The sequence below is a fragment of the Isoalcanivorax pacificus W11-5 genome, from assembly GCF_000299335.2.
Lineage (GTDB): Bacteria > Pseudomonadota > Gammaproteobacteria > Pseudomonadales > Alcanivoracaceae > Isoalcanivorax > Isoalcanivorax pacificus.
In genome coordinates this window covers 3,593,915-3,606,394 of sequence record NZ_CP004387.1, presented here as the reverse complement: position 1 = coordinate 3,606,394, position 12,480 = coordinate 3,593,915, and the positions used below count along the sequence as shown (strand labels likewise).

11 protein-coding genes are annotated in these 12,480 nt (G+C 63.7%); 7 read left to right on the top strand and 4 right to left on the bottom strand.

Translation table 11 applies throughout. The features are described 5' to 3' along the window. Nucleotides 1-7 precede the first annotated feature (7 nt). A complete protein-coding gene (locus tag S7S_RS16180) occupies nt 8-1,177 on the bottom strand; it encodes a hypothetical protein (protein WP_008733299.1) in 1,170 nt (389 codons plus the stop codon). A 338-nt stretch (nt 1,178-1,515) separates the two neighbouring features. On the opposite strand from S7S_RS16180, the gene S7S_RS16175 reads away from it, so the two are divergent. After that, a complete protein-coding gene (locus tag S7S_RS16175; RefSeq protein WP_008733300.1) occupies nt 1,516-2,133 on the top strand; it encodes a LysE family translocator in 618 nt (205 codons plus the stop codon). 15 nt (nt 2,134-2,148) lie between these two features. Beyond that, the gene (locus S7S_RS16170; protein ID WP_008733301.1) at nt 2,149-3,099 is read left to right on the top strand and encodes an acyl-CoA dehydrogenase family protein; all 951 of its coding nucleotides are present in this window, start codon (nt 2,149-2,151) and stop codon (nt 3,097-3,099) included. Here the strand turns inward: S7S_RS16170 and S7S_RS16165 are convergent, their stop codons facing one another. Continuing rightward, nucleotides 3,100-3,807, bottom strand: coding sequence for a tellurite resistance TerB family protein (locus S7S_RS16165; RefSeq protein WP_008733302.1), 708 nt, complete (start codon nt 3,805-3,807; stop codon nt 3,100-3,102). A gap of 156 nt (nt 3,808-3,963) precedes the next feature. Between S7S_RS16165 and S7S_RS16160 the strand changes: the two genes are divergently transcribed. The 5 genes from S7S_RS16160 (at nt 3,964) to S7S_RS16140 (ending at nt 6,985) form a co-directional block, all read left to right on the top strand. Continuing rightward, nucleotides 3,964-4,389: an MAPEG family protein gene (locus tag S7S_RS16160; RefSeq protein ID WP_008733303.1), complete on the top strand. Its 426-nt coding sequence runs from the start codon at nt 3,964-3,966 to the stop codon at nt 4,387-4,389. A 15-nt stretch (nt 4,390-4,404) separates the two neighbouring features. Next, nucleotides 4,405-5,310, top strand: coding sequence for a LysR family transcriptional regulator (locus S7S_RS16155; protein ID WP_008733304.1), 906 nt, complete (start codon nt 4,405-4,407; stop codon nt 5,308-5,310). 68 nt (nt 5,311-5,378) lie between these two features. Beyond that, nucleotides 5,379-6,248, top strand: a complete 870-nt coding sequence (locus S7S_RS16150) for an alpha/beta hydrolase family protein (RefSeq protein ID WP_008733305.1) — start codon at nt 5,379-5,381, stop codon at nt 6,246-6,248. A gap of 78 nt (nt 6,249-6,326) precedes the next feature. Then, nucleotides 6,327-6,659, top strand: coding sequence for a type II toxin-antitoxin system RelE/ParE family toxin (locus S7S_RS20210; protein ID WP_008733307.1), 333 nt, complete (start codon nt 6,327-6,329; stop codon nt 6,657-6,659). A gap of 41 nt (nt 6,660-6,700) precedes the next feature. Next, nucleotides 6,701-6,985: a helix-turn-helix domain-containing protein gene (locus S7S_RS16140; RefSeq protein WP_008733309.1), complete on the top strand. Its 285-nt coding sequence runs from the start codon at nt 6,701-6,703 to the stop codon at nt 6,983-6,985. Between the two features lie 74 nt (nt 6,986-7,059). Here S7S_RS16140 and S7S_RS16135 read toward each other — a convergent pair whose 3' ends face one another. Both S7S_RS16135 and S7S_RS16130 read right to left on the bottom strand, forming a co-directional pair. Further along, a complete protein-coding gene (locus S7S_RS16135; RefSeq protein WP_008733310.1) occupies nt 7,060-7,842 on the bottom strand; it encodes a hypothetical protein in 783 nt (260 codons plus the stop codon). Nucleotides 7,843-7,853: 11 nt separating this feature from the next. Next, nucleotides 7,854-12,377 carry a phosphodiester glycosidase family protein gene (locus tag S7S_RS16130; protein ID WP_238582906.1) on the bottom strand — a complete coding sequence of 1,508 codons (4,524 nt, stop codon included), beginning with the start codon at nt 12,375-12,377 and terminating at the stop codon, nt 7,854-7,856. Nucleotides 12,378-12,480: the final 103 nt, after the last annotated feature.

Genomic DNA, 12,480 nt, shown 5'->3' with positions numbered 1-12,480 from the left:
CACCGGCTCAGGATGCGTCCCGGCTGAGTTCGGTGCCGGGTGCCCAGCGGTAGCCGGCGGACACGATGTTTGACGGAATACCCTGGGAATGAAGGTGCTGGCGGTAATCAAGCGTGGCGCGGCTTTCTTCGTCGGCAGGCACATAGTTGATGCCGTGTGCCCGCAGATCCACTTCTTCTGACACCACTTTGCGAACAAAATCGCGCTGGCTTTTCAGCTGCATCAGGCGGGGCATGGCGCCGGACAGAATCTCCGCCGGGTCGCGGCGTTCATGCTGCTTGAACAGCTCCATGACCAGGTTCATATGGCCAAGCTCGTAGTCCAGAAAACGCTCCCAGATGGCGCGGATGCGCGGGTTGTCTTCCTGTTCCATGCAGGAAAGATAGTTGTAGGCTTCCATGACTTCGTGGATCAGCCATTTTTCGAGAAAGCTTTCCGAGGGGTCCATCAATGAGCTGTACTGGGTGACGTGCTGTTCTTCCACCGAGGCGATTTCCGCATACAGCGAGCGCGCTACCGGATCAGCGAACAACGGGCCGATATTCATGTAGTAATCGTGAGTCTGGTATTCCGCCGCGGTGATCATGGCGGCATGGATTTTGGTAATCAGCGCCGCGTCATCGCGCTGGTAGTGCTCACGCAGATCGTCACCCGGTGCGCGGTGATGCTCTGACGTTGGCCGCCCGGGAATGATGTCGGTGTAGCTTTGCAGGATATTGTTGGCATCCTTGCCCTCCAGGCGATCCAGCATCGCCGCGTAGCGATACAGATGATCGAAATCCTCCAGCAACCCGAAGCGATAGGTCTGCGCCTGATACGGGTCCGGCTCGTTCTGCGCCACGGCCGCCGTGACCTCGATGGCCACCTGCTCATAGGCGATGGTGGTTTCCAGCGGCGAATGGTCGGCCGAAAGCAGCCAGTTGATGGTGGTTTGCTGGTGGTGCTCGACGCGCCGTACCTGGGCCAGCGGCGCACGCAGCTCGCCATACAGCCGGGCGCCGATGTGCTTCAGGCGCAGGGCGTCGGTTTCAATGCCGTTCATGAGAATGATGCGCACGCGGGTGAAGGCATCGTCGTCGAGTTTGCTGATCGGCGGGCTGCTCATGTCACGCCAGGTGAACCGCTGCTTGTCGAGCGGTGTGCCCTTGGCGTCCAGCAGGTTGGTGATGGTGTCCATGGGGCCTCCTGTGGGGGCGGCTGTCGGGGCGGGCCTGCAGTGGGCCCGTCGGGCCAGGGGAAAGAGCCCCGCCATCGAAAGCGGGGCCGGTAGGGGATGGACTGAAGGTGCCGTGAGCGGTTCCGGGGCCGTTGTGGTTGTGTGAGCTTGCTCGACACAAAAGACGCCGGGCGCCTGGCTTGCTGTGTGCGCTGGCACAAAAAGCACGGCAGGCGGAAGCCTCATTATTGACGCGGCGTTGTAATGGCGCGGCGGCGGGCGGTCCGTGCCGCAGGTCAGGCGGTGGCCGGGCTTTTCCGTTACATTGCAGGACAAAGGAGATGAGGGGAGCACACATCATGACAACGTTGGGCCTGCTGTCGCTGACGGGCATTCTGTGGATGCTGGCACTGGTGCCAGGCATGAGCGTGGTGGCCGTTACCGCGCGCACGGCAACGCTGGGGCCGGCGCATGGTGTCGCGGTCACTGCCGGTATTGTGCTCGCTGATGTGCTGTTCATTGCGCTGGCGTTATTTGGCCTGACGGCGCTGGCGCAACTGCTGGGCGGTGTGTTTGTGGTGATCCGGGTGCTGGCGGGCCTGTGCCTGATCGGCTTCGGCATTCACCTGCTGCGGCACGCCGGGGCCTCGCCGGCCGCCACGCCATTGGTGGCGCGGGGCTCGCTGGGCACCAGTTTTCTCGCCGGTCTGCTGATCACGCTCGGGGACATGAAGGCGATTCTGTTTTATCTGAGCCTGCTGCCGGTATTTGTCGATCTGGGCCGGGTGACCTCGCTGGACGCCCTGATGATTCTCGCTGTCAGTGTGTTTGCGGTGGGCAGCGCTAAACTGCTGTACGTCGTGCTGGCCTGGCGGCTGCGCACCTGGCGCGTGAACCCGCGCCTGCGCACGCCGCTGCAACGTGCCGCCGGCGGAGTGATGGTGGGAGCGGGCGCCTGGCTGGTGGCCCGGCCCTGATACGAGGCAGCTTTCATGCACCGTGATGTTTCCTGGGCCAGTGGCCTGCACGAGGCGCTTGCACACCTGTTGCAGGCGTCGACATCCGCCCGGCCGATGCCGGGCCTGGATGCCTGGCGGCCGGCCTGGCATGAGTTGACCGCCCTGACCGGCTCCCCGCTCTTGCTGGCACTGCGCGGCGGTTACGACGCGGACCGGCTCGGCTGGGCTTTTTCTGCCGGGTATCAGGCCGCGCTGCGTGCCTTACTGCCGTCGATCGGCCCGGACGAGATCGTTGCCTTCGGCGCCACCGAAAGCGGCGGCAACCGGCCACGGCATATCGCCACGGCCTGCACGGCATTGCCGGACGGACGGGTGCAACTCAATGGCGAGAAAAGCTGGATCACGCTCGGCAGCGGCTGCACCCGCCTGCTGATCGTGGCGCGGCAGGCGGACAGTGATCCCGAACGCCCGCAACTGGCGGTGTGGCAGGTGCCGGTGGCCACCGCCGGAGTGAGCCTGCCGGCGTCCACGCCGCTGCCGTTCATTCCGGAAGTGCCACATACCCGATGCCTGCTGGACAACGTGGTGCTGCCGGCGGCGGCGCGGCTGCCCGGCGATGGTTACGACGCCTACCTGAAACCTTTCCGTACCATTGAAGACCTGTATGTGAACCTGGCGCTGCTGGCCTGCACGCTGCGCGAAGCGCGTGCGCGCCAATGGCCTCAGGCGCTGCGCGCGCGCTTGCTGGCCACCGTGAGCGGGCTGGCGGCGCTGACCTCGCAGCCGGCGTCGTCCCCGGTCACCCATGCGACGCTGGATGGGCTGCTGGCAGACGCGGCGGGAGTGTACCAACAGGCCGGCGCGCAACTGGCGGGAGAGGCGGATGCGTTCGCGGAACATTGGCGGCGCGATGCGCCATTGTTCGGTGTTGCCGGCAAGGCCCGCACGTTGCGCGCGCAACGCGCCTGGGCCTTGCTCGGTTGATCAGCCTGCCGCCGCCCTGGCCTGCGTGTCGAGTTCGCTGACCAGGGCCGGGTCGAGCCTGAGCTGTTTGACCAGTTCCTGCAGGTAGGCGCGTTCCATGAAGCTCTCTTCGTCCACCACCAGGGCGCTGGCCAGGTACATCTCGGCGGCCATTTCCGGGGTGCTGGCGGCGGCGGCCACACGTGCCGGGTCCAGCGGCTGGCGCAACTGGTCATCGAACCAGCGCTGGAGGGCGTCGTCCGCGCCAAGCCGGGCGATTTCCTGATCGATCAGTGCGCGCTCGCGGTCGTCGACATGGCCGTCTGCCTTGGCGGCACCGATAATGGCCAGCAGGATGGCGCGGCTGTGCTGCTCGGCCTCCGGGGCGGGCAGCCGGTCCACGGTCTGCGGTGGCGTGGCGTTGGCCACGCCCTGGTTCTTCTGCCAGTTGTCATAGGCTTTGTAGGCGACCACTCCCAATGCGGCCAGGCCGCCGTAGGTGGCTACTTTGGCGCCGATCTTGCGGCCTTTCTTGCTGCCCAGCAGCAGGCCGAGCGCACCGGCGGCCAGGGCCCCGCCACCGGCACCCGCCAGCAGGCCATTCAGAGGGGATTGGCCGCCCTGTGGCGCGTCGGGCTGGCCGGACGTCTGCGGCGACGCAGCGCCGGTGTTGTTGAACATCTCGTTGCCGGCCTTGAGCAGTTGATCCATCAGGTTACGGGTATTCATGCGATATCCTCTGTGTGATGCCAGTCGATGGGACCGTCAGGTGCCGGGAGAATTCCGTGGCCCGGCAGGAAGGCGATGCTATGCTCCGGGAACTGGTGTGGACCGGCCGCCTTTCAAGGCGCTCTGACAATATTTCACAACAACAGGAGTTCATGCATGCACGTGCCCAGTCCGATCCTTGCTCCCATTGTGGCCCTGGTGGCCTGGTCCCTGATCATGTGGCTGTGGATGTACACCACGCGCCTGCCGGCCATGGCGCGCGCGAAAATGAAGCCGGACCCGAACGCGCCGCGTGGCGAACAGATGAACCAGTTGCCGGCGAACGTGCGCTGGAAGGCCGACAACTACAATCACCTGATGGAACAGCCGACCATTTTCTATGCCGTGGCGTTTGCGCTGGCGTTGCTGGGCATCGGCGGCGGTATCAACCTGACCCTGGCCTGGGCGTATGTCGGGCTGCGCGTGGTACACAGTCTGGTGCAGGCGCTGGTGAATAAAATCGAAGTCCGCTTTGTGCTGTTCCTGTTATCGTCGCTGGTGCTGGTGGCGTTGACGGTGAATGCGGCCCGCGCCGTGTTCTGATCGGGAGCGACGCCCTTGCAACCCTCACTGAATCTGTTGCGCACTTTCGATGCGGTCGGCCGGCACCTGAGCTTTCGTGCGGGTGCGGAGGAACTGCACATCACGGCATCGGCGGTGAGCCATCAGATACGTGATCTGGAAGCGCAATTGGGCATGCCATTGTTTGTACGCCGGCACCGCCAGATTGCCTTTACACCGGAAGGCGCGGCATACCATGCGGCGGTCAGCCGGGCGCTGACGGATATCCGGCGGGCGACGCAAGTGTTACAGGGCGCGGAGGACAGCGCGCCGCTGCGCGTGAGTGCCATGCCCTATGTCGCCACCGACGTCCTGGCACCGGCCATCGGGCGTTTTCTGGCGCAGTGGCCGTCGCTGCGCATCGATATCCAGGCCGAGACTCGCTCCATGGATGTGGCCGGCGGCGATACCGACGTGGCGATCCGTTTTGGTTATGTGATGCACGACCAGACCATCCCGCTGGCGCCGGCCGAAGTGACACTGCTGTGTGCGCCGTCGCTGGCGGAGACGGTGCGCGCGGACCCCTATGCCGCCGCGCAACGATACTCGCTCTATAGCATGACCGATTACCGCGAACTCTGGACGCGCTGGTTCGAATATCAGCAATGGCCGGACACCTTTCGTGAAACCATCAGCCTGAACAGCTATCGCGGCCTGCTGATGGCGGCAGCCCACGACGGACTGGCGCTGGGATTGCTGCCGGTGGTGACGCCACTGGTGCAGGCGGGTGTGCTGGCTGCACCATTGCCTCTGCAACGCATGCCGCTGGCGCATTTTTCCCTGGAAGTGCGCGAGGCGGTGCGCTGGCGGCCGGAGGTGGTAGCGCTGGTGTCGTGGCTGCGCGCACTGTTCAGTGAGTGCGCGCGCACTACAGATGAGTATTTCTCATCGCTGGCTGTGTAAAGATCAATTTTTCCGGTGTCTGCGCCGCTCTAGCCTGAGCCTCCCGAAGCCTGTTCAGGAAGGTGCACATGGTTTCCATTGAATCTCTGTCCCTGTCGACCGCTGATGGCGTATGCCTGCCGGCCACGTTGTATCGTGCCGCGTCACCGCAGGCGATGGTGGTGCTGGCGGGTGGCACGGGTATCCCGCACGGCTTTTATCGTCATTTCGCCAACGGGCTGAGTGAGTTCGGGTTGACGGTGCTCAGCTTCGATTATCGAAGCCATGTGCCTGCCGGTGTGCCGCTGCGCATGGCCGACTGGGGCCGGCATGATCTGGATGCCGCGTTACGTCACGGCAGCGAACTGGCCGGCGGGTTGCCGCTGCTGTTTGTCGGTCATTCCGTGGGCGGACAATTGTTCGGGCTGGCGCAAAGTGCCACGCAGGTGCGCGCCGCGCTGCTGATTGCATCGCAGAGTGGTTACTGGCGCTGGTGGCCGGGACGGTGGCGCTGGCGCCGCTGGCTGGACTGGTATCTGCTCATGCCGCTGGCCATTCGTGTCACCGGCACCCTGCCAGGCGCCCTCCTCGGTGGCGCGACATTGCCAGGTGACGTGGCCCGCGAGTGGGTGCGCTGGTGCCGTTCTCCGCATTACCTGTGCGAGGCCGATGGCACGCCGATGCGCGATCACTTTGCGCGGCTGCGCTTGCCGATGCGGTTTTATCAGATCACCGACGATGACGCGGTAGCGCCGCTGGCGGCGGTGCGCGCGCTGATGGGGTTTTACCCGGTGGCGGGGAAAGAACTGCGGCAATGGTCGCCGGCGCAATGGGGTGTGAAAACGCTCGGGCATGTGGGCGTGTTTCGGCCTGCTGCGTCGGCGGCGTGGGGAGAAATCGCCGAGTGGTTGCTGGGATGGGCGCCGGTCACGGCGCCCTGCGCCGGGAAAGCAGTGTAGCCGGTGTCTCATACCGGATTTGATATTAATACCTGATTAGGTATATTCTTCGCTGGACAATCCGGGAAAGGATTCCCAATGGCACAGTGCAAACATATCCAGTTTGAGGGCTCCAGTCTGACAGATCTCAGACGGTGGCCCAAAGAAGCGAGGATGGCTGCCGGCTACCAGCTGGACCTTGTACAGCACGGAAGGTGTCCCGATGACTGGAAGCCGATGAAGACAGTCGGTGCCGGTGTCCGGGAAATCAGAATTGCTGCGGCGGACAGAAGCTGGCGGGTTATTTATGTGGATGTCGTCAGGGACAGGTTGTACATCCTGCACTGTTTTCAGAAGACAGCGCAGAAGACGAGAAAAGCCGATATCGACCTGGCCCGGGCGCGATACCACGCCATCAGGCGGGCTCGATAACGGCTGTCGTTCCGGGCAAAGACCGCGAGAGGAGCCAGGCTATGGCGGGCGAGACGTTCGAGAGCGTGTGGGATGCGGTGTGTGATACACCCGCTGAAGCCGAGAACATGAAACTGCGGGCGAAGTTGATGACCTGCATTCGTGACCACATTGTCAGGAAAAAACTGGATACGCGGGCTATTCAGGTGATGCTCGGGTTGACTCAGCCGCGCGTGAGTTATCTGATGACCGGCAAGATTGACAAATTCAGCCTGGATACGCTGGTGCTGATGGCGAGCCGCGCTGGCCTGCATGTCAGCATTTCCGCAACGGTAGACGCCGCCTGATACCGGGTTCCTGGCCGTTTTTTTTTGAGATATAAACCGCCCGGCGCGTGGCGCGCCGGGCGGTTTTCTTTTTTCTAGTCCACGCAGAACAGATTGGCCTCGGCCTGATAACTGATCCGCAGCACATCCACGTCACCGGTAAAGGCGTCGCTGGCCGTGCTGCCCCAGCGCGCGCCAACCATGGCGCGGGTCGGGGCGGTGCTCAGGATCGGGGAGCCGCTGACGCGATCAAACGCCGCCACTTCCGTGCAACCCACTTGCAGGCTGACACGGTCGCCATCGGAGGCAAGCTGGATCTCCTGCCAGTCGGTGGCATCGTCGAGCGAGACCAGCAGGCGCTTGTCCTGGCGCGGGAATTCCGCCACCAGGCTTTGCCGGGCCAGTTGTACGTTCAGCGCAGTGCCGGACGGCGTGCCCAGCGACAGCACGGTATGCAGCGTGTCGTCGCCGGTGCGCGCCCGCAGGTGGATGGCGAAGCGTTCACCGATCAGCGTATTGCTGAACACCGCACTGTCCCGGGTGCTGGCCTGCCTGTCGCCAGTCAGTGCCAGCACACCGCCTATCTCGCCGTCATCACCGAGTGCCGGTGCTTCGGCCAGTGGTGCATGATTCAGGTCTGCTACGAACAGCGGGCTGCCATAGGCGGAATAATCATTCAGGCAGAAGCTGTCGCAGCCTTCGTCTTCGTCCATTACCCAGAAGCCGAGTACGAAGCCGTCCACCGGCATGTATTCCACCGGGTTTTCGGTGGGCTCGCCAGGGACTTCAATCACACGATCCCGGTAGCGGGTGTCGTCGCCACCACAGGCCACCAGCAACGTGGTGGCCAGGGGCAGCAGCAATGCAAGCTTGTTCATCTGTTATCTCCTCAGCGTGACGCGCGCGGCGTCAGCACGGTGTCGTCCACCACGGTGCCGTTGAGCGTGCGGGTCAGCACATGCATCTGCTCGCCATCAATCTGCAACGTGGTGTAAGTGTTGACGTTGTCGTCGAACAGCACGTCGGCAAACTGCGCGATGCCGCCGCCGTTGTTGTCGTAGTACTTGGCCGAATCGGAACCGGCGATCAGGTACGTGGCGCCATGCGGGTTCGGCTGGCCACCCTGCAGCGGCAGGCTGCGGGAGTACATGTGATCGTGACCGGAAAGCACCAGGTCGATGCCGGAGGCGTCCACGACGGGCGGCAGGTACTGCATCACGCGGCCGTTGCCGGAGGCCGGGTTCCCGTTGTACGGCGGGCGGTGGATCATGACGATCTTCCAGGTCTTGTCGGAGGCGTCCATGTCCGCGCGCAGCCAGTTCATCATTCGTGGCCAGTCGCTTTCCTCCAGCAGCTCGCTGGTGATCACGGCGATGTGCGTGTTGCCGTAATCGAAGCTGTAGATGGCGCGGTCGAACGGGGCGGCCACGCCGCTGTCGCTGTCGGGGAAGCGGAACATGGCGGCAAACTTGTCGGCGCCTTCGTTGTAGACCTCGTGGTTGCCTTCGGCGACGACGAACAGGCGCGAGTCGAGCATGTCGTCACCTTCCATCGCTTCCAGGAACAGACGCAGGTAGCGATAGTCGCTCAGGTCTTCAGTGAAGTCGCCGACATGCATAATCAGGTCGCCCTCCGGCAGTTGCGCCTGCATCTTGCGATACAGTTCGGTCACCAGGCCGCTGCCGTTGAACAGGTTGTCGTTGGACACGGTCTGGGTGTCGCCGAACAGATGGATGTTGACCTGGTCGTCGCCGTTGTCGGTGATGAAACTGCGTTCGCTGCTGACGTTGCCGGCGCCATCGCCGACCTGATAGCGGTAGCGCGTACCCGGCGCCAGATTGTCGAGCGTGGCATGGTGTACGCGCACGACACCGGCTTCGGCGCCATAGAAGAACGGCAACACCAGCGACGTGCCCGAGCGCACCTGATCCAGCGCGCCGGTGCCGAAACGCACCTGCGAAGTGGTCACGTCGCTGGAGGTATACCAGGTGACATTGACGCGGCTGGTGTCGTTCCCGGGTGTCAGGTAGATATGGCGCGGGCTCGGCGTCAGGTTTTCCACCAGTGCCTGCACTTCGGTCATCAGCGACGAACCCTGATCGTCATAGGCGCGGAACTGGAAGCGCGTGCTGCCGGTCACCCCGGGCAACGTGACGTTGAGGAAACCGTCAGCATCGGTGGTGCCGAGCACGTTGACGTCGCTGATGGTGTCGTTGGCCGCGTTGTAGGTGAAGGTTTCCACCGTCACGCCCGGCGCCGGCTGGCCTTGCTGGTCGGTGACCAGCAGGCGCAGCGATTCACCGCTGACACCCCATTGCGTCATCAGCCGGTAGCGGCTGCCGACTTCCTTGCGGACCACCGGGTGACGGAACGTCTCGCCGTCGAGCGTGCCGTTGACCAGCACCGATACGAAGGTGTTCTGGATGTAGTCGCGCACCCGCAGTTGCAGGTAGGCCACAGTGCCGGTGCCGGCATTGAAGCCGGTGAAGCGGCCTTCCCAGCGGCCGGCGCTGGTGGCGACATCGGTGGCGCTGAGATCGGCGTTGACCACGGTCAGGTCGGCCTTGGTGGCGTCAAAGTCCAGTGCCAGTGACAGGTCGCTGAAGGTGGCGCCGCCTTCCACGCGAATCGGCAACAGGAAGGTGCCGCCGGGGTAGAACTGCACATTGGCGCTGTCGATAAACAGGCGCGGTGCGCCGGTTTCGATACTGAACAGGAAGTCGCCGGCGCTGACGTTGCCGTTGATGTCGTTGATACGGTAGTCGACACGGTGCCAGCCATCAGCCAGCTCGCTGGCCTGGTATTCCACACGGTCCTGGTTGTTGCTGACCAGTTGCGTGGATACATCAACGCCATCAAGGGCCAGATAGGCGCTGCCGAAATCCACACCGGAATTGTCGTTCACCTGCAGGGCGATCAGTGGCGAGGCAGTATCGACCACCTCGTCGGCGCCGGGGCTGGCCAGTACACCGGGGCCGGTCAGGTCGGTGTTGTCGCTGTAGATGGCGGTGAAGTTGTCGAGGATCACGCTGGAGTCGATCCGCTCGGCGGTTTTCAGCACCAGGAAGCGGAACGGCTGGTCAAAGCGGAACGGTGCGGTGTAGCCGGCGGGGATTTCCGCTTTCATGAAATTCCAGCCGCGCTCCGGCAAGGCTTCGCCGTCGTTGTTGTAGTTGATGGTCACGGCCTTGTTGTCGGCATCCCGCAATGAACCGCGCACCCACCAGACCTTGCCGGCCAGCTCGTCAGGAATGTAGACATTCACGCCGAGGTATTTCGGGTTGCCGGGCAGCGTAGTGACGCGGTTCGGATCGGTGAGGTAAGCCCCAAAGGTGCCGGGCTGGGCCGGGTTGGCTTCCCAGCTCAGTTTCATCGAGTAATCGCCGGCGAACACCTGATCGGTCACCTTCTCGATGGTGACGTTGTTGTGGCGCGCACCTGCCGCGCGGAACATGCTGGTGTCGCCCTCGAAGTCGACCATGACCACCGGCGCTACACCAATATTCAGTGTCAGTTGTGCGCTCTGGCCGGCGGCCGTGGCCGTCACGACGCAACTGCGGCCCTGGACTTGTGCGGCGGTCACGGTGGCGTTCTGCGCATCCAGAATACAGTCGCTGGTGTTGTCCACGCTGTACTGGATCGTGCCCGGCGAATAGACCACTGCCTGGCCATCGCTCAGCAGTTGCGGTGCCAGGCTCACTGTGGCGCCGCTGTCGATGGCCATCTCCATGGTGCCGAAACGGATCTCGTCGACCTCGCTGGTAACACGCACGCGTGCGACGCCTTTCTGTTCGCCGACCTGCACCACCACATAACCTTCGGCGTTGGCGTCACCGGCCCGGAAGGCACCGGTGCGTGCATCGATCAGGCCGAGCGCGGCGGTGCTGATGCCGTATTCCGGAATCTGGCCGCTGCCTTCCCAGGAACGGCTGTCATAGCCCACGCCACGGAAACGGCGGTAGGTAGAGCCGGCCAGCAGCGTGATGTCGCGCGGATACACCGCGACATCGGTGGCGCTGTAGCGCGCCAGCGACGGATCCAGCACCAGCCCCCATTTGGTGGCGGTGACGCGTTCGCTGCCGTCGGAGGGGACATTCAACAGGTGTGTGTAGCGCTCGCCCGGCAGGCGGCTGGCCAGGGTGGTGGAGCCACCACCGTCGAAGTTGATCGCGCGTACGGCGCCGTAGCCGATCATCAGTTGCGCGAGTTTGGTTTCGGTAATGCCGTCGGTCAGCGAGCCGACCGGCTTGTCCACCACAAGGAAGAAATAGCTGCCGTCGGCGCGGATGCCGAACGCGGTGCGACCGCTGGCCGCGCTTTCACCCTGGTTGGCACCGAGCTGGCCATTTTCTACCAGCAGGCCACGGCCAAAGCCGGCGCCCACGGCGCTGACGACATTGTCCCAGTTCGGGTCGTCGGTTTCGTAGCGGATGTCGATGCGGGCGCCGATGGCCAGCGAGCCGTCATCCACCAGCAGTGCATGGCCGGCCGGAATCACATAATTGGCGCGGTCGTCGACGCGCGCGCTGACGACGCCGGACAGCGGCGGCAGTTGCACGCTGATCTGCCCGTCACCACGTTCGATCACGCTGACGCCGTTGGCTTCGGCGCGAATCAGTGCTCCGGTACGGCCGCGCATATCGACCGTGCCGCGATAGCTTTCTGCGGCATACAGTTCCATCGCGGAACTGCCACGGCTGAAGCTGCGGTTTACCTGCGTGGCATTGTTGAAGTAATGCACATTGCCCAGCTCGCCCAGCGGCTGGTCGTTGGCGTACACGTTCAGGGTGAAGTCGGGCACGTCTTCCTGAATATCGACGCTGCCGTCCTGGTAGACCACCACGGCTTCTTCGCTGCGGTCGGAGAAACCGGTGTAGGTGACGCCGTCGGCCTTGATCAGGCCCATGTTCCAGCCCTGGGTCATGTCATACGGGTCGGCATTGACGGCCAGGATCACGTTCTGGCCCTGGTCGATGGCATGGTTGGCGCTGGCGGTGGTGCGCTCGAACGAAAACTGCCCCTGCGAGCGGTTCAGTGGCACCAGCGACAGACTGCCGCCAAGGCTGAATTCGGCGCTGATGATGGCCTCGTCCAGGACATGGTTGAGCTTGCCCCGGGTGATCACCAGGTCGTCGTTGACCGGGAAACGGGCAAAGTCGCTGATCACCGTCGGTTCGGTTTCGCGCGCAGTGGTGCCGTTGATCACTGGCGCCGGGACCGGCGCGAACAGTTCATCGGCGTTGTCAGGTGGGGTGATGATATGGGCGCTGAACTGCTCCGCCCCGGATTGATCATCCACATAAGGCACATCCGTGCTGCCGCCGGGAACCTCCACAACCTTGTCCCGGTAAACTGTCTTGGTGTCACCGTCGCACCCGGTCAGGTACGACGTGGCCAGAAGCGAAAACGCCAAAAGCGTTCCCCGGCCGACGCGGCGTGTCATGTGCGTCACCTTGGTGTCTCCGTTGGTATTTTGGGGTGTTGAAAAAATGCGTGATGTCCGTCTGGACGGGCGT